Origin of the sequence: Pseudomonas sp. FH4 (assembly GCF_000510915.2) — a bacterium.
GTDB classification, from domain to species: Bacteria; Pseudomonadota; Gammaproteobacteria; order Pseudomonadales; family Pseudomonadaceae; genus Aquipseudomonas; species Aquipseudomonas brenneri.
This window is the reverse complement of record NZ_AOHN01000018.1, coordinates 136,942-154,705: the sequence shown is the minus strand read 5'-3', so window position 1 is coordinate 154,705 and position 17,764 is coordinate 136,942. Positions and strand designations below refer to the sequence as shown.

Below are 17,764 nucleotides of genomic sequence, written 5' to 3'. Positions count from 1 at the left end.
ATGATGCCGTTCTGCCCGTCGGCCTTGTGTGCAAGGTCGGCAGCCGGGGAGATGGTTGGCAGCTTCTTCTATATATAGAAGGGTTGGCACAGAGCCCTGGCGTGATTGGCTGTATTTGTCACTGGGGCGAGGAGCATTCGTGCATTCGTACCTGTAAAATGCCTGCTGTTTTTTAACCCGTTTTCAGTAGGGTGACTTCTTGAGTTTGACCCACTAGAATGCATGCCCTTGATTCTTGGGTCGGAAACGGCCGGCTAACGTCTGTGCAACGAGGAATATCCATGCAAGTTTCTGTTGAAAATACTACTGCTATCGAGCGCCGCATGAGCATCACCGTGCCGGCAGAGCGCATCGAGACTGCGGTCAACAAGCGTCTGCAGCAGACTGCCCAGAAGGCCAAGATCGCTGGTTTCCGTCCAGGCAAAGTGCCGATGAGCGAAATCAAGCGCCGTTTTGGTGCTGATGCGCGTCAAGATGCCGTAGGCGACGTGATCCAGGCTTCCTTCTACGAAGCTGTTGTCGAGCAAAAGCTGAACCCGGCTGGTTCGCCTTCCATCGAGCCTAAGTCCCTGGAAGCTGGCAAGGACCTGGAATACGTTGCCGTATTCGAAGTGTTCCCAGAGTTCGAAGTGGCTGGTTTCGAAGGTATCGAAATCGAGCGCCTGAGCGCCGAAGTGGCTGATGCCGACCTGGACAACATGCTGGAAATCCTGCGCAAGCAGAACACCCGTTTTGAAGTGGCCGATCGTGCCGCCCAGAACGAAGACCAGTTGAACATCGATTTCGTGGGCAAGGTTGACGGCGAAGTATTCGCTGGCGGCTCGGCCAAGGGCACCCAGTTGGTTCTGGGTTCCAACCGCATGATCCCGGGTTTCGAAGACGGCCTGGTTGGCGCTAAAGCCGGCGAAGAGCGCGTCCTGAACCTGACTTTCCCTGCTGACTACCAAAACCTGGACCTGGCTGGCAAAGCTGCCGAGTTCACCGTGACGGTCAACAGCGTTTCCGAGCCTAAGCTGCCAGAGCTGAACGAAGAGTTCTTCGCCCAGTTCGGTATCAAGGAAACCGGTATCGAAGGTTTCCGCGCCGAAGTTCGCAAGAACATGGAGCGTGAGCTGCGCCAGGCCATCAAGTCCAAGGTCAAGAACCAGGTAATGGACGGTCTGCTGGCCGCCAACCCGATCGAAGTGCCTAAGGCCCTGCTGTCCAATGAAGTGGATCGCCTGCGCGTACAAGCTGTTCAGCAGTTTGGTGGCAACATCAAGCCTGACCAACTGCCGGCCGAGCTGTTCGAAGAACAAGCCAAGCGCCGTGTCGTGTTGGGCCTGATCGTGGCTGAAGTGGTCAAGCAGTTCGACCTCAAGCCTGACGAAGACCGCGTTCGCGAAATGATCCAGGAAATGGCTTCGGCCTACCAGGAGCCTGAGCAGGTCGTGGCTTGGTACTACAAGAATGACCAGCAACTGAACGAAGTCCGTTCGGTTGTGCTGGAAGAACAAGTTGTGGATACTGTTCTGCAGAAGGCTAAGGTGACCGACAAAGCGGTCTCTTACGAAGAAGCAGTCAAGCCGGCTGAAGCAGCACAAGCCGACTGATTGTCCAACTCGTTTGAAAATACACCCATAAGCCAGCCTCGCGCTGGCTTATGCGTATTCAAGACATGACTATTTGGGAGTAACTGCAGAGCATGTTCCGTAATTCGTATATTCAGCAGAACTCTGATATCCAGGCCGCAGGCGGCCTGGTCCCGATGGTTGTCGAGCAATCTGCTCGTGGCGAACGCGCCTATGACATCTACTCGCGCCTGCTCAAGGAGCGAGTGATCTTTCTGGTTGGTCCGGTAGAGGACTACATGGCCAACCTGATCTGTGCGCAACTGCTGTTCCTTGAAGCGGAAAACCCGGACAAGGACATCCATCTCTACATCAACTCCCCAGGCGGTTCGGTAACGGCGGGCATGTCGATCTACGACACCATGCAGTTCATCAAGCCGAATGTATCCACCACGTGCATTGGCCAGGCCTGCAGCATGGGTGCATTCCTGCTGACAGCCGGTGCCGAAGGCAAGCGTTTCTGCCTGCCCAACTCGCGCGTGATGATTCACCAGCCACTGGGCGGTTTCCAGGGGCAGGCATCGGACATCGAGATCCACGCCAAGGAAATCCTGTTTATCCGCGAGCGTCTCAACACGCTGATGGCCAAGCACAGCGGGCACACCCTGGAAGAAATCGAGCGCGATACCAACCGCGACAACTTCATGAGTGCCGAGGCCGCGCGTGAATACGGGCTGATCGACGCCGTGATCGACAAGCGCCCCGCTTAATATAAGCAGCTCAAAATAGGGCTGGTCGGCATGTCCGACCACTGGCGGGCTTGAAAAAGCCCGCATAAGCCTTCATCTTGTGTTGCAAGCCTATCGGATTTGGATCGAACGAATGACTGACACCCGCAACGGCGAGGACAACGGCAAGCTGCTCTATTGCTCCTTCTGTGGCAAAAGCCAGCATGAAGTGCGCAAATTGATTGCCGGCCCCTCGGTCTTTATCTGCGACGAGTGCGTCGACCTGTGCAATGACATCATCCGTGAGGAGGTGCAGGAGGCACAGGCCGAAAGCAGCGCGCATAAATTGCCTTCGCCTAAAGAAATCAGCGGCATCCTTGACCAGTACGTGATTGGTCAAGAGCGTGCAAAGAAGGTTCTGGCCGTAGCGGTGTACAACCACTACAAGCGCTTGAACCAGCGTGACAAGAAAGGCGACGAAGTCGAACTCGGCAAGAGCAACATCTTGCTGATCGGTCCTACAGGCTCGGGTAAGACCCTGCTTGCAGAAACCCTCGCTCGCCTGCTGAACGTTCCGTTCACCATCGCCGACGCCACCACCCTCACCGAGGCTGGCTACGTGGGTGAAGATGTCGAGAACATCATTCAGAAACTGCTGCAGAAGTGCGACTACGACGTAGAGAAAGCCCAGATGGGTATTGTCTATATCGATGAAATCGACAAGATTTCGCGCAAGTCCGACAACCCGTCGATCACTCGGGATGTTTCCGGTGAAGGCGTGCAGCAAGCCCTGCTGAAGCTGATTGAAGGCACGGTCGCTTCCGTACCGCCCCAAGGCGGCCGCAAGCACCCGCAGCAGGAATTCCTGCAGGTTGATACGCGCAACATCCTGTTTATCTGTGGCGGCGCGTTCTCCGGTCTGGAAAAGGTCATCCAGCAGCGTTCCACTCGGGGTGGCATTGGTTTCAGTGCAGAAGTGCGCAGCAAGGAAGAAGGCAAGAAGGTGGGCGAGTCCCTGCGTGAAGTCGAGCCTGACGATTTGGTCAAGTTTGGTCTGATCCCGGAATTCGTTGGTCGTCTGCCGGTCCTGGCCACGTTGGACGAGCTGGATGAGGCTGCTCTGATTCAGATCCTCACCGAGCCGAAAAACGCCCTGACCAAGCAATACGCCAAGCTGTTCGAAATGGAAGGCGTGGACCTTGAGTTCCGTTCTGACGCGCTCAAGTCGGTGGCCAAGCGGGCACTGGAGCGCAAGACCGGCGCACGCGGTTTGCGTTCGATTCTCGAAGGCGTACTGCTCGACACCATGTACGAAATCCCCTCGCAGTCCGAGGTGAGTAAAGTGGTGATCGACGAAAGCGTTATAGAAGGTAAGTCCAAGCCACTGTATATCTACGAAAACAGTGAGCCGACTGCCAAGGCTGCGCCAGACGCATAAGCGTTGCGCAGTTTCGGTACAAACAAGGGGCCTCTAGGGGCCCCTTTGTTTTTCATGAGAATTTTTACTGTGTGTAACTGCCAGCATTGAGCTTGTTTTTTTTACACGCAGCCCCCATCTTGGTTTCAAGCTTACTTTCATCTGTCATAGAGGCGAAATCATGAAGACAACCATTGAATTGCCTCTCCTGCCATTGCGTGATGTGGTTGTGTATCCGCACATGGTTATCCCGCTGTTCGTGGGGCGCGAGAAGTCTATCGAAGCCCTTGAGGCAGCGATGACGGGCGACAAGCAGATCCTGCTGTTGGCCCAGAGAAACCCGGCTGACGACGATCCTGGCGAAGACGCCCTGTATCGCGTTGGTACTATTGCAACCGTTCTGCAATTGCTCAAGCTGCCGGATGGCACCGTCAAGGTGCTGGTCGAAGGTGAGCAGCGCGGGGCGGTCGAGCGCTTCATGGAGGTGGATGGCCACCTGCGTGCGGAAGTGGCATTGATCGACGAAGTCGATGCACCTGAGCGCGAATCCGAAGTCTTTGTGCGTAGCCTGCTGTCCCAGTTCGAGCAATACGTGCAACTGGGCAAGAAAGTCCCGGCTGAAGTCCTGTCCTCCCTCAACAGCATCGATGAGCCAAGCCGCCTGGTCGACACCATGGCCGCGCACATGGCGCTGAAAATCGAGCAGAAGCAGGACATCCTCGAAATCATCGACCTGTCGACCCGGGTCGAGCACGTCCTGGCGCTGCTGGATGCCGAGATTGACCTGTTGCAGGTCGAGAAGCGCATTCGTGGCCGCGTAAAGAAACAGATGGAGCGCAGCCAGCGCGAGTACTACCTGAATGAGCAGATGAAGGCCATTCAGAAGGAACTCGGCGATAGCGAGGAAGGCCACAACGAAATCGAAGAGCTGAAAAAGCGCATCGACGCCGCTGGCCTGCCGAAAGACGCCCTGACCAAAGCCACCGCCGAGCTGAACAAGCTCAAGCAAATGTCGCCGATGTCGGCCGAAGCCACCGTGGTTCGTTCCTACATCGACTGGCTGGTGCAGGTACCGTGGAAAGCCCAGACCAAGGTACGCCTGGACCTGGCGCGTGCCGAAGACATCCTCGATGCCGATCACTACGGCCTTGAAGAGGTCAAGGAGCGCATCCTCGAATACCTCGCCGTGCAGAAGCGGGTGAAGAAGATTCGCGGCCCGGTGTTGTGCCTGGTGGGTCCTCCTGGCGTGGGTAAAACCTCGTTGGCTGAGTCGATCGCCAGTGCAACAAACCGTAAATTCGTGCGTATGGCCCTCGGTGGCGTGCGTGACGAGGCGGAAATTCGCGGCCATCGCCGGACTTACATCGGTTCGATGCCGGGAAGATTGATTCAAAAGATGACAAAGGTCGGGGTGCGCAACCCGCTGTTCCTGCTCGATGAAATCGACAAAATGGGCAGCGACATGCGTGGCGATCCAGCATCGGCCCTGCTGGAAGTACTCGACCCCGAGCAGAACCACAATTTCAACGATCATTACCTGGAAGTCGATTACGACTTGTCTGACGTAATGTTCCTGTGCACCTCCAACTCCATGAACATTCCGCCAGCCTTGCTGGACCGGATGGAGGTGATTCGTCTGCCGGGTTACACCGAAGACGAGAAGATCAATATCGCGGTCAAATACCTTGCGCCCAAGCAGATTTCGGCCAATGGCCTGAAGAAGGGCGAGATCGAATTCGATGTCGAGGCGATCCGCGATATCGTGCGCTACTACACTCGCGAGGCCGGTGTGCGGGGGCTTGAACGCCAGATTGCGAAAATTTGCCGCAAGGCGGTCAAGGAGCATGCACTGGAAAAACGCTTCTCCGTGAAGGCTACGGCCGACTCGTTGGAGCATTACCTGGGTGTGCGTAAATTCCGCTACGGTTTGGCCGAGCAGCAGGATCAGGTAGGGCAGGTCACTGGCCTGGCGTGGACCCAGGTAGGCGGCGAATTGTTGACTATCGAAGCCGCAGTGATTCCTGGCAAAGGGCAATTGATCAAGACCGGTTCTTTGGGTGACGTGATGGTCGAGTCCATCACCGCCGCGCAGACCGTGGTGCGCAGTCGCGCCCGTAGCCTGGGAATCCCCCTGGACTTCCACGAGAAGCACGACACTCACATCCACATGCCTGAGGGGGCTACACCCAAAGACGGCCCTAGCGCTGGCGTAGGCATGTGCACGGCCCTGGTCTCGGCCCTGACCGGCATCCCGGTACGCGCTGATGTGGCCATGACCGGGGAAATTACCCTGCGTGGTCAGGTATTGGCCATCGGTGGCTTGAAAGAGAAATTGCTTGCTGCACACCGCGGTGGTATCAAGACCGTGATCATTCCGGAAGAGAATGTTCGCGATTTGAAGGAAATTCCTGACAACATTAAGCAGGATCTGCAGATTAAACCGGTTAAATGGATTGACGAGGTCCTGCAAATTGCGCTGCAATACGCGCCGGAGCCCTTGCCGGATGTGGCTCCCGAGATAGTCGCGAAGGACGAAAAGCGCGAGACTGACTCTAAGGAAAGAATTAGCACGCATTAATACGTTTAAGCCTGGGGGCTTCCTTGACAGATTTTTAGAGCCCTTGTTATAAAGCGGCTCTTAAGTGTCTGTAGGCCATTCAGCACTGGTTTTTGCTTTCACCAAAAAACTTAGAATCATACTCAATAGATATAAGGGGACTTAGAGTGAACAAGTCGGAACTGATTGATGCTATCGCCGCATCTGCTGATATCCCGAAAGCCGCTGCTGGCCGTGCGCTGGACGCAGTAATCGAATCCGTCACTGGCGCTCTCAAGGCCGGCGACTCCGTGGTACTGGTAGGCTTCGGCACTTTCTCTGTGACCGATCGTCCAGCTCGCACTGGCCGTAACCCACAGACTGGCAAAGCACTGCAAATCGCTGCTGCCAAGAAACCAGGTTTCAAAGCCGGTAAAGCCCTGAAAGAAGCCGTTAACTAAGCTTCGTTCAAGCCTTTGCCTATCCGGGCCGGACGCAGGTCTGGCCTGGCAGCGGAGCGGCAACTGACCCAAGTATCCATTGGGTCGCTACGCCGGGGGGCGGGTTCAACACCCGTCCGTTCCGCCAGTTACGAGAAGGCGCATCCTCGGATGCGCCTTTCTTCTATCCGGATTCTACCCACGCTCCACGGTTGCCTAATTTTGAAGTTCAACCGTTTCTGGGGGACGCATGCTGCAGAATATCAGGGACAATTCACAAGGCTGGATTGCCAAGACCATTATCGGGCTCATCGTTGTACTGATGGCCTTCACCGGTATCGAGGCCATTTTCCAGGCTACGACCAACAGCCAGGACGCGGCCAAGGTCAATGGTGAAGAAATCAGTCAGAACGAGCTGAGCCAGGCCGTCGACATGCAACGTCGGCAGCTGATGCAACAATTGGGCAAGGACTTCGACGCGTCCTTGCTGGATGAAAAAATGCTGCGCGAAGCGGCCCTCAAGGGCCTGATCGATCGTAAGCTGCTGCTGCAAGGCGCGGCCGATTCGAAGTTCTCCTTCTCGGAAGCTGCACTGGACCAAGTGATCCTGCAGACGCCGGAATTCCAGGAAGACGGCAAGTTCAGCGCTGAACGCTTCGACCAGGTGATCCGTCAACTGGGCTACAGCCGTATGCAGTTCCGTCAGATGCTGACCCAGGAAATGCTCATCGGCCAACTGCGCGCAGGCATTGCCGGCAGCGGTTTTGTCACCGACCAGGAAGTCCTGAACTTCGCGCGTCTGGAAAAACAGACCCGTGATTTCGCCACCGTCAGCGTCAAGGCCGACCCGGGTGCCGTGAAACTCACCGACGACGAGGTCAAGGCTTACTACGACCAGCACGCCAAGGAGTTCATGACCCCGGACCAGGTCGTCATCGACTACCTGGAGCTGAAGAAGGCTTCGTTCTTCGACCAGGTAACGGTCAAGGACGATGAGCTGCAGGCCCTGTACGAGAAAGAGACCGCCAACCTCGCTGAACAGCGTCGTGCCGCGCACATCCTGATCGAAGTCAACGACAAGATGACCGAGGCGCAAGCCAAGGCCAAGATCGAAGAGGTCCAGGCGCGCCTGGCCAAGGGCGAAAGCTTCGAGGCTCTGGCCAAGGAGTTCTCCCAGGATCCAGGTTCGGCCAACAATGGCGGCGACCTGGGTTTTGCAGGTCCTGGTGTCTACGATCCTGACTTCGAAACCGCCCTGTACGCCTTGAACAAGGACCAGGTTTCGGCGCCGGTACGTTCCAGCTTCGGCTGGCACCTGATCAAGCTGTTGGGCGTTGAAGCACCTGAAGTGCCATCGTTCGCCAGCCTGAAAGACAAACTGACCCGCGAGCTGAAGACCCAGCAAGTGGAGCAGCGCTTCGTCGAGGCGACCAAGCAACTGGAAGACGCGGCATTTGAAGCCTCCGACCTGGCCCAGCCGGCCTCGGACCTGAAGCTGACCGTACACACCTCGGCGCCGTTTGGCCGTGAAGGTGGTGAAGGCATCGCGGCCAACCGTGCCGTGATCCAGGCTGCTTTCAGTCCTGAAGTGCTGGATGAAGGTGCCAACAGCACCGCCATCGAGCTGGATCCGGAAACCATCGTGGTCCTGCGCGCCAAAGAGCACCGCAAGCCTGAGCAACTGCCACTGGCAAGCGTGGAAACGGCCATCCGTGCACAGTTGACCAAGGAGCGTGCAAGCGCTGCGGCGAAGACTCACGCTGACGAACTGATCGCCAGCCTGCGTGATGGCAAGTTGCCGTTGGATAAGTCGGTTGATGGCCAGGCCTGGAAAGTCACTGAAGCAGCCACCCGTGGCCAGGAAGGCGTTGAGCCTGCCGTGCTGCAGGCTCTGTTCCGCATGGCCAAGCCGGCGGCGAAGGACAAACCGACCTTTGCCGACGTGACCCTGCCTGACGGCAGCTTGATGATCGTACGCTTGAACAGCGTCAACGAAGGGGCTGCACCTACCGATGAAGAGAAGGAGCAGTATCGTCGCTTCCTCGCTTCGCGGGTCGGTCAGCAAGACTTCGCTGCGTTCCGTAAGGAACTGGAAGCCAAGGCTGACATCAAGCGGTTCTGATGTCGTGAGATAGCCTTAAAAAAGACCCCGGCCTGAAAGCCGGGGTCTTTTTTTGCCTGCGCACCGAGGTTTTGTAGGCGCGAGCGTGCTCGCGAAGAACCTGAGAGCGCCGCGTATACCCAGCAAGCCCCCATTATCGTTAACGTCTTTCGCGAGCAAGCTCGCTCCTACCTTACTGGGGGCTCCGGGTCTTTAAGGTTGCGATCAATGCCAGCATGGCCAAGCCAGCGACCGCCCAGGGAAAGGACATCACGCCCCATCCTTGCAGCAGCACACCACCTACCAGCCCGCCGCCGGCAATTCCCAGGTTCCACACCGTCACCAGCATTGATTGGGCAGCATCCGCAGAGTTGCCGGCAGACTTGGCCAATGCCGTTTGCAGCAGGGCAGGCAAACCACCAAAGGCCAATCCCCAGAGGGCGATGGATGCATAGACGATATCGGCATCCGTCATCCACAACCCCAACCCCAACGCCGCCGCGCCAAACATCACACAACTGACCAGCAGCAGGGTGTGGAGGCGCCGATCAATCAACAGGCCGACGATCCAGATCCCCATCAGTGCAGCCAGGCCAAACACCAGCAGCACCTGGTCAATGTCAGCGGCGATCCCGGCGGGCACCAGGAACGGCGCGATGTAGGTGTACAGAATGTTATGCGCCAGCACGTAGGTAAAGGTCACCCACAGCACCGGACGTACCCCCGGCAAGCACAGGACCTGGCGTAAGCCCAGACGCTGTTGCGCCCCTTGCCCGGCAAAATCGGGCACCTGCCAGCGTACCCACGCCAACAGCACCACGGTCAGCCCGGTCATGATCGCAAAGCTCAAGCGCCAGCCTACCGCCGTGCCGAGAAAGGTCCCGGCCGGCACCCCGAGGGACAGCGCCAGGGGGGCACCAAGCATCGCCACGGCAATCGCCCGGCCTTGCAGGTGTGGCGCCACCATGCGGCTGGCATATCCCGCCAGCAGCGCCCAGAGCAAGCCCGCAAAGACCCCGGCCAGCAAGCGCGCAACCAGCGTCAGCCAATAGACACTGGAAAGCGCCGTGACACTGTTGACCAGCGCAAAGCCGCCAATGGCGATCAGCAGCAAGGGCCGGCGCCGCCAGCCACGGGTGGCGATGGTCAAGGGAATGGCGGCCAGCAACGAACCAAGGGCATACAGCGTCACGAGTTGGCCGACCAGCGCCTCGCTAACCCCCAGGCCGGCGCTCATCTGGGGCAGCAGGCCGGCGGGCATCGCTTCGGTGAGGATGGTGATGAAACCGGCGGTGGCCAGCGCCAGCAAACCCATCATGGGCAGGCGTTCGCGGGGGCTGGACAGGCATTGGGTTGTACTGCTGTCGTTCATGTGGCTCGGCTCCGTATTCAAGGCATCAGGACATTGGGGCAGAGTAGGGGGCTGAAGCGTTGGGAAAAATAGGCTAAGGTTCCGAACTTATCGGATGTTTATGTCCGTAATCAGCAGGAAGGGACAATGGACAGCCTGGGCAGTATTTCGGTGTTTGTGCAGGTCGCGGAAACCCGCAGCTTTACCCAGGCCGGTCGCGTGCTGGGGGTGTCTTCCTCGGCCGTCGGCAAAAGCATTGCGCGTATGGAGCAACGCCTGGGTGTGCGCCTGTTTCATCGCAGCACCCGCAGTATCACCCTGACTGCCGAGGGCGCGCTGTTCCTCGAACGATCGCGGCGGATCCTGGCTGAAGTGGACGCGGCGGAGCAGGAGTTGATCGAAGCGACGGCCATCCCCCGTGGCAAATTGCGTATCAGCTTGCCCCAGGTCCGGGGCTTATTGATGCCGGTGCTGACCGAGTTCATGCGGGCTTATCCGGATATCGAGTTGGACGTGGATTTTTCCGACCGCATGGTGGATGTGATCGAAGAAGGATTCGACGCCGTGGTGCGCACCGGTAAACCTGAGGATTCGCGGCTGACGGCCCGACTGCTGGGGCACTATCGGTTGGTGTTGGTGGGATCGGCACAGTACTTCGCCCTACATGGCACACCGGTTTGTCCTACGGATCTGAATCGCCACGCCTGCCTGCGCCACAAATTCTGCGCCACGGGCAAGCTGGAAGCCTGGCCATTGCGCCATCTACCGGGTGAGCCCGAGCCCGTGTTGCGCGCGCCGTTGATCAGCACCACCATCGAGTCGTTGAACCATGTGGTGCATGAAGGCCTGGGGATCGCCTGCCTGCCGGACTTCATGGTTCGTGAATCCGTGGAGCAGGGCCGCCTGCAACGGGTACTGGACGATTACCTTGAGCACCACGGCAGCTTCTGGATGCTATGGCCGTCAAGTCGGCATGCCTCGGCCAAACTGCGGGTGTTTATCGATCATATGAGTGCCAGGCTTTTTCCTACGCCTGGCGTCGCGTCAGCCGCTGGCGTCTTACCCACAGGAATCCGCGCGCAGACCACATGATCTGTTGCACAATACCGCCCTGACCGTTTTCCTCAGGATCATCAATGTCGACTTCATTTCACTTGCGTGGCCTTGCGCTTGCGCTGGTGCTGGCAGGCGCCACGGGCTGCTCGTCGCCCAAGACCGCTATCTACGAACATGAGAATTTCGACGACTCCGGTACGTTTTCACGCAATTACCCGGTCAGCGATGTCGCGGCCTGTGAAGCGGCACGCCGGGCGTTGCTCAGCCAGGGCTATATCATCACCAGCAGCGACCCCAAGCTGGTGAGCGGCAACAAGAGTTTCCAGCAGACCGGTGAGACCCATCTGCAGATCAGTTTCAACGTGGTCTGTGCCGAAGATGGCAGCAGCGAGCATCATGCGACCATGTTTGCCAACGCCCTGCAGGATCGCTATGCGCTGAAGAAGGTCAATAACTCCGCCAGCCTGGGGGTGGGTGTACTCGGTTCGGTATCGATGCCGATCGGCTCCACCGATGATTCCATGGTCAAGGTGGCCAGCGAGACGGTTACATCGCCGAAGTTCTATGACCGCTACTTTGCGTTGGTGGACGTGTTCCTGCCGCAGGAAGTGAAGGCTGCCGAACACATTCAAGAGGCGCCCAAGGCTGACCTTGGCGTGCCGGAGCCCAAGCCCGCGCCGCTGATCGAGAAGGTTGAGACACCCGATGAAGCGCCGGCTGCACCTGTTGCTCCAGCAGTCTCGGAACCGCTGTCGCCGCCACCGGAGACAGCGCCGATCATGCCCCAGCAAACGCCAGCGCAACCGACGGAACCGGCGCCAGCCACGCCTTTGCTGCCGGCACCGACGGAAGCGATCCCGCCGCTGCCGGCCCAGTGACTACACGTTGACGGGGTCGGTCTTGTCGACGTCGATCCCGTAGCGGCTGATTGCCTCGCTGACCTTGGCGCGGTTGATCAGGCCATCGTCCGCCAGGCCCTTCAATGCGGCCAGGACGATGAAGTGGCGATCTACCTCGAAGAATTCGCGCAGCGCTTCACGAGTATCGGACTGGCCAAAGCCATCGGTACCCAGGGCGACCAGGCGCCGGCCCGCCATGAATGGGCGAATCTGATCGGCGAAGATTTTCATGTAGTCGGTGGCAATCACCACTGGCCCTGCGCGGTCCGTCAGGCATTGCTCCACGTAGCTAGTACGTGGCGTTTCCTGCGGATGCAGGAGGTTCCAGCGCTCCACGGCGTGACCATCGCGGCGCAGTTCGGTGAGGCTGGTGACACTCCAGACGTCAGAGTCCACGTCAAAGTCCTTGCGTAACAAGTCCGCGGCGGCGATCACCTCGCGCAGGATCGAGCCACTGCCCATCAGCTGCACCTGGGGCTGCTGGCCGGCTTTCAGGCAATACATCCCCTTGAGAATTCCGTCTTCGACGTCGTCGGGCATGGCCGGGTGCGGGTAGTTTTCGTTGAGCAGGGTGATGTAGTAGTAAATGTCCTGCTGCTCGACAAACATGCGCCGTATGCCCTCACGGATGATTACGGCAAGCTCGTAGGCAAAGGTCGGGTCGTAGGACACACAGCAAGGGATCACCGAGGCCATTACGTGGCTATGCCCGTCATCGTGTTGCAACCCTTCGCCCATCAGGGTGGTGCGCCCGGCAGTGGCGCCCAGCAGGAACCCGCGGGCCCGCGCATCGCCTGCGGCCCAGGCCAGGTCGCCAATGCGCTGGAAGCCGAACATCGAATAGAAGATGTAGAAGGGCACCATCATCACGCCGTGGTTGGCGTAGGACGTACTGGCGGCGATCCAAGAAGAAAATGCACCGGACTCATTCAGGCCTTCCTGCAGGATCTGGCCGTCCTTGCTCTCTTTGTAGTAGCTCAGTTGGCCCGCGTCCTGGGGGGTATAGAGTTGGCCCACGGCAGAATGAATACCGATCTGGCGGAACAGGCTCTCCATGCCGAACGTGCGGGACTCGTCCGGCACGATAGGTACGATCAGCTTGCCCAGGTTAGGGTCTTTGAGCAGGGTGCCGAGGATGCGGACGAAGGCCATGGTGGTGGAAATGGCGCGCTCGCCGGTGTCTTTGAGTTGCGTGGCAAAGGCCTCGAGCGGGGGGGCTTGCAGCGCTGGCACCGAACTGTGCCGGGCTGGAACGTAGCCGCCGAGCGCTTGGCGTCGAGCGGCAAAGTAGCGCGCTTCTTCGCTGTCTGGCGCCGGCTTGAGATAGGGGATTTGTGCCAGTTGGTCGTCGGCCACTTCGAGGCCGAACCGGTCACGGAAGGCCTTGACCGCCTCGGCGCCCATTTTCTTCAGTTGGTGGTTGATGTTCTGGCCTTCGCCCGCTTCACCCATGCCAAAACCCTTGACGGTTTTCGCCAGGATCACTGTAGGTTGGCCGGTATGGCGAACGGCGGCGGCATAGGCGTTATAGACCTTGTCGGGGTCATGGCCGCCCCGTGAGAGCTTCCAGATTTCATCGTCGGAAAGATCCGCCACCAGCGCCAGCAACTCCGGGTATTTGCCGAAGAAATGTTCGCGCACATAGGCGCCGTTTTGCGACTTGTAGTTCTGATAGTCGCCGTCTACGCACTCCATCATGCGCTGACGCAGCAGGCCGCTGGTGTCCTTGTCCAGCAGGGCGTCCCAGCCACCGCCCCAGATGACTTTGATCACGTTCCAGCCGGCAGCGCGGTACAGGCTCTCGAACTCCTGGATCACCTTGGCGTTGCCGCGTACCGGGCCATCGAGGCGCTGAAGGTTGCAATTGACCACGAAAATCAGGTTGTCCAGTTTCTCGCGCCCGGCCAGAGAGATCGCCGCGAGGGATTCCGGCTGGTCCATTTCGCCATCCCCCAGGAAGGCCCAGACCTTGCGCCCCTCCTGCGGCTTGAGGGCGCGCAGGTCCAGGTAGCGCATGAACCGCGCCTGGTAGGCCGCAGTGATGGGCCCCAGGCCCATCGACACCGTAGGAAACTGCCAGAAGTCCGGCATCAACCGGGGATGGGGATAGGAGGACAGGCCCTGACCACCGGCCTCGCGGCGGAAGTTGTCGAGTTGTGCTTCGTTGATACGCCCTTCAAGGTAGGCGCGACCGTAAATGCCTGGCGAGGAGTGACCCTGGATGTACACCAGGTCGCCGGCGAAGGTCTCGGTACGGCCACGAAAGAAATGGTCAAAGCCTACGTCGTACAACACTGCAGCCGACGCATACGTGGCGATATGTCCACCCACGCCCGAGTGCTTGCCGGCGCGCAATACCATGGCCATGGCATTCCAGCGGATAAACGCATTGAGCCTGCGTTCTACCGCCAGGTTGCCGGGGTAGGGCAGTTGGCGGTCCACACGCGATGGTGTTGACGTAAGGGGTGGTGACCCGTCCGTGGAAGTCGCCATGGCGCGCTACGTCGAAATCCAGCAACTGATCGATCAGGTAATGGGCGCGCGGGCGGCCTTCGGTGGACAGCACCGATTCGATGGACTCCAGCCATTCGCGCGTTTCCTGTGGATCGTCGTCGAGTCTTACTGCGTTGTTCGCGTTCATGTGAGGCTCCAGGGTGTGCGGTTATCAACGTGCGGGCTTCTTGTGGAAGGTGATTGGGCACGCTGCAAAGTGATTGCAATTGCAACTACATGACTGAATTTAGCGCGGGATGAGCTACCATTGCAACCTTCTCGAATTCCCCGGATGGTGTTGCATGGCATCGAAAGAGCCTGATGTATGGTTTCGGTTTGTCAGGGCCCACAGGGCGGTCATCCGTGAAATTGAACGGCGCCTGACCCAGGCCGGCTTGCCGCCATACGCCTGGTACGACGCCTTGTGGGGCCTGGAAAGCGGTCCTGATGGCACTCGGCGCATGCATGAGTTGGCCGATGTACTGGCCATCGAGCGCTACAACCTGACGCGGTTGGTGGACCGCTTGGAAAAGGACGGCCTGGTGGTGCGCTCGCGCTGCGAGGGTGATGGGCGCGCCGCGTTTGCCTCGATCACCGATGAGGGCCGGGTGTTGCGTAAAAAGATGTGGGGCATCTACGAAAGTACCGTGGATGAATTGTTCCTTTCGCAACTCAACGCCGAGCAGCGTCAGGGCTTTTCCGATGCGCTGGAGCGCACGGCGGGGCTGGCGATGGCCAGTGCGCAAACACGGGGACGGCGCAGGTCTGAAACGCCATAGGCAAGGGCGTCTTCCCGCTCATCTGAGCCGGTACTGCTGCAATGCCCGTTCCACCTGTTGTGGTCCGATCAGCCCATCCTCTGCCAGTGCTTTTAAAGCCAGTGCGGTAATCCAATAGCGGTCAGGTGCCGCTGGCCGGACTGAGCCGGCACCCAGGGCGACAAAGCGTGCACGCACATGGGCCGCCAGCGGGTCGACGACGGACTGCGGATAGCCGGTGACCGCGATCACTGGGCTGTCGTTGCCCGCCAGGCAATCGCGTAAGTGACTGCTGCGTTTTTCTGCCAGTGGATGCAGGCGGTTCCAGCGCTCGGCGGCATTTGCTTCGCGCACCAATCGGGTGTAGCTGGGGCAGCTCCATAGCTGCGCCGATACGTTCCAGTCCTCCTCCAGCAACCTTGCGGCATGCACGACTTCTGCAAACACGTAGCCTGCACCCAGCAGGCGCACGTGCAGAGGTGCCGGTGGTTCGCGCCCGATCCGATACATCCCCTTGATTGCATCCGCGCGGTCTTGTTGCGCCAATCCCGGCCCGTCGTGCTGGTCATGCAGGGCCAGGTAATAGAAACCCGGCCTGCCCTCGATATACAGCGCATGCAAGGCTGCCAGGACTATCGCCCGGGTTTCTTCGCCGGAGGCCGGATCATAGGGGGTGCAATGTGGATTGCTGGCCAGCCACAGCGGGAGTGAGGGGTGTGCGCCTCTGGTCCACCTGGCGGGACGGGTCTGGATGTCGTTGCACAGAATCCCCCGTTGCTCGGTGCCGCGAGAGAGGGAACACAGCTGCGCCGATGAGGTGGCGCTATGCAGGTACAACAGCGGTTTTTCCCCACGGTTACGGGCAAACCAGGTGGGCCAGGTGGCAATGCGCCTGGAGTGGGACTGGCCGCGAATGACCCAGGCTTGCCTGCACGTCGCGGGGTTGAACTCTAGGGTGTTGGCCATAGCCATCACCGTATACAGCGGCGAGCTGCGGGGCGGCTGCTGATTGTTCAAGGTGTCGATGCAGATTTGTGCGGATTGCGCAGTGCTAGCAGTCAAGAGTCGCGTCCCATTGGCGGTGCAGAGCATCACCCTAATGGAAGTTGCGCAATGATTGCAACTGCAATGATTGCATTTGCATTTACTTTGCCTGTTTAAATCCGTGCCTGGCTGCTACGTTTAATCTTCAAGCTCAGGAACGTCATGACCCTGTCTTTTTTTCGTCACGACGGCACTTTAGGCTGGTGATGTGGGTCACTTAAGCCACCTGCTTTGATTACACAAGGAGTCGACGATGGACGATTATCAAGAAGAGCTGTTGGAGTATCAGGCATTCGAACTCGATCCCCTGGATCCGGCCGACGATGCCACCGAGCTGTAGGACAGACGTCAGGCGGAATGCCGCTGACTGCGGCGAAATTCCCCTGGGGTCTGGCTGTTCCAGCGCTTGAAGGCCCGTTGAAAAGCTTCCGCTGAGGCAAAACCGAGCAAATAGGCAATTTCCCCAAACGCCAGTTCCGTATCGCGAATGTAGGTCATGGCCAGGTCGCGGCGGGTGTCGTTGAGAATCGCGCGAAACTGTGTGCCTTCCTCGGCCAGTTTGCGCCGTAAGGTCCAGGTTGGCAGCTTCAGGCGCGCGGCCACTTCTTCCAGGTCGGGTTCCCGGCCGCCATTGAGCATCGGCCCCAGCAAGCGGGTGATGCGCTCGCGCAGGCTGCGGGTGCGCGTCAGTTGTTCCAATTCCCTTTCACACAGTTGCAACAACAAGTGCCAGGTGCTCGGGCAGTGCTGCGGGTTGCGCAAGCCCAGGCTGTGCTGGCTCAGGCGCAGTTGATTGAGTTCTGCGCCGAACTGCACCGGGCAATCGCCCAGCACGTTGTAGTTGGTGCTGTAGTCTGGCGCGGCGAATTCGATTTCGATCCGCTCGGCCATCACCGGCTGCTGGCACAAGGTCGCCATCTGATGCAGCCAGCCGGCGAGAATCGAATCCACCACGAAGCGGTTATAAGCGTTGTACGGGCTGATGGAATAGAAGCGCAACCAGGCGCCTTGGGCGTCCTCATGAAAGCTGGATTGGCCACGGTAATTGGCACCGTACAGCGCCTCGAAGCGCGTCAGGGTGCGCGCGGCTTCGCGCACGGTGGGGGCCTGGGCGGCGGTGACACCGGCCAGGCCGAGCTGATTCATGCGACTGAATTGGCCCATGCGCAGGCCCAGGCCGGGATCGTTGGTCAACTGGATGGCCGCATGGCCCAGGCGCATGTAGCGGGGGATCGACAGGCGCGCACCGGGTTCGCTCAGGCGTGCCGGGTCGAGGCCGTATTGCAACAGCAGCGGCTGCGGGTCCAGGCCATGGCTGAGGATGGCATCGGCTACGGTATGCACGATGCCCACCGATAAATCCCCGAGGCGCATCGGTGCCGGTTTCATGG

At 59.1% G+C, this 17,764-nt stretch carries 13 protein-coding genes and 1 pseudogene; 10 read left to right on the top strand and 4 right to left on the bottom strand.

Annotated features, from left to right (window positions below; translation table 11 throughout):
• Window positions 1-281: 281 nt before the first annotated feature.
• The 6 genes from tig to H097_RS13385 all read left to right on the top strand — a co-directional run bounded on the left by tig (window position 282) and on the right by H097_RS13385 (window position 8,793).
• Window positions 282-1,592 carry a trigger factor gene (tig, locus tag H097_RS13410; protein WP_032860283.1) on the top strand — a complete coding sequence of 437 codons (1,311 nt, stop codon included), beginning with the start codon at window positions 282-284 and terminating at the stop codon, window positions 1,590-1,592.
• 92 nt (window positions 1,593-1,684) lie between these two features.
• Complete coding sequence (clpP, locus tag H097_RS13405; RefSeq protein ID WP_029298421.1) at window positions 1,685-2,320, top strand: ATP-dependent Clp endopeptidase proteolytic subunit ClpP; 636 nt, start codon at window positions 1,685-1,687, stop codon at window positions 2,318-2,320.
• Window positions 2,321-2,432: 112 nt separating this feature from the next.
• Window positions 2,433-3,716: an ATP-dependent Clp protease ATP-binding subunit ClpX gene (gene clpX, locus H097_RS13400; protein WP_032860281.1), complete on the top strand. Its 1,284-nt coding sequence runs from the start codon at window positions 2,433-2,435 to the stop codon at window positions 3,714-3,716.
• Window positions 3,717-3,876: 160 nt separating this feature from the next.
• Window positions 3,877-6,273, top strand: coding sequence for an endopeptidase La (gene lon / locus H097_RS13395; RefSeq protein ID WP_032860280.1), 2,397 nt, complete (start codon window positions 3,877-3,879; stop codon window positions 6,271-6,273).
• A 146-nt stretch (window positions 6,274-6,419) separates the two neighbouring features.
• Window positions 6,420-6,692, top strand: coding sequence for an HU family DNA-binding protein (locus H097_RS13390; RefSeq protein ID WP_003174819.1), 273 nt, complete (start codon window positions 6,420-6,422; stop codon window positions 6,690-6,692).
• A 229-nt stretch (window positions 6,693-6,921) separates the two neighbouring features.
• On the top strand, window positions 6,922-8,793 hold the full coding sequence (locus tag H097_RS13385; protein WP_032860279.1) for a SurA N-terminal domain-containing protein: 1,872 nt from the start codon (window positions 6,922-6,924) through the stop codon (window positions 8,791-8,793).
• Between the two features lie 172 nt (window positions 8,794-8,965).
• On the opposite strand, the gene H097_RS13380 is transcribed toward H097_RS13385, so the two are convergent.
• Window positions 8,966-10,144, bottom strand: coding sequence for an MFS transporter (locus H097_RS13380; protein ID WP_032860278.1), 1,179 nt, complete (start codon window positions 10,142-10,144; stop codon window positions 8,966-8,968).
• 126 nt (window positions 10,145-10,270) lie between these two features.
• On the opposite strand from H097_RS13380, the gene H097_RS13375 reads away from it, so the two are divergent.
• Both H097_RS13375 and H097_RS13370 read left to right on the top strand, forming a co-directional pair.
• The gene (locus H097_RS13375) at window positions 10,271-11,215 is read left to right on the top strand and encodes a LysR family transcriptional regulator (protein WP_050593350.1); all 945 of its coding nucleotides are present in this window, start codon (window positions 10,271-10,273) and stop codon (window positions 11,213-11,215) included.
• 44 nt (window positions 11,216-11,259) lie between these two features.
• A complete protein-coding gene (locus tag H097_RS13370) occupies window positions 11,260-12,057 on the top strand; it encodes a DUF2242 domain-containing protein (protein WP_032860277.1) in 798 nt (265 codons plus the stop codon).
• Here H097_RS13370 and aceE read toward each other — a convergent pair.
• Window positions 12,058-14,662, bottom strand: a pseudogene (aceE, locus tag H097_RS13365) (pyruvate dehydrogenase (acetyl-transferring), homodimeric type). It lies immediately after the preceding gene.
• Here aceE and H097_RS28735 point away from each other — a divergent pair.
• On the top strand, window positions 14,570-14,812 hold the full coding sequence (locus H097_RS28735) for a hypothetical protein (protein ID WP_241495430.1): 243 nt from the start codon (window positions 14,570-14,572) through the stop codon (window positions 14,810-14,812). The pseudogene aceE and the gene H097_RS28735 sit on opposite strands and share 93 nt — an antisense overlap.
• Window positions 14,813-14,873: 61 nt before the next feature.
• Entirely contained in the window at window positions 14,874-15,350 is a 477-nt protein-coding gene (locus H097_RS13360; protein ID WP_029298408.1) for a MarR family transcriptional regulator, read from the top strand.
• Window positions 15,351-15,368: 18 nt separating this feature from the next.
• On the opposite strand, the gene H097_RS13355 is transcribed toward H097_RS13360, so the two are convergent.
• Both H097_RS13355 and H097_RS13350 read right to left on the bottom strand, forming a co-directional pair.
• The gene (locus H097_RS13355) at window positions 15,369-16,421 is read right to left on the bottom strand and encodes a pyruvate dehydrogenase (RefSeq protein ID WP_050593349.1); all 1,053 of its coding nucleotides are present in this window, start codon (window positions 16,419-16,421) and stop codon (window positions 15,369-15,371) included.
• A gap of 300 nt (window positions 16,422-16,721) precedes the next feature.
• Window positions 16,722-17,762 (bottom strand): AraC family transcriptional regulator, encoded by a 1,041-nt coding sequence (locus H097_RS13350; RefSeq protein WP_032860275.1) that lies wholly within the window; start codon window positions 17,760-17,762, stop codon window positions 16,722-16,724.
• Window positions 17,763-17,764: the final 2 nt, after the last annotated feature.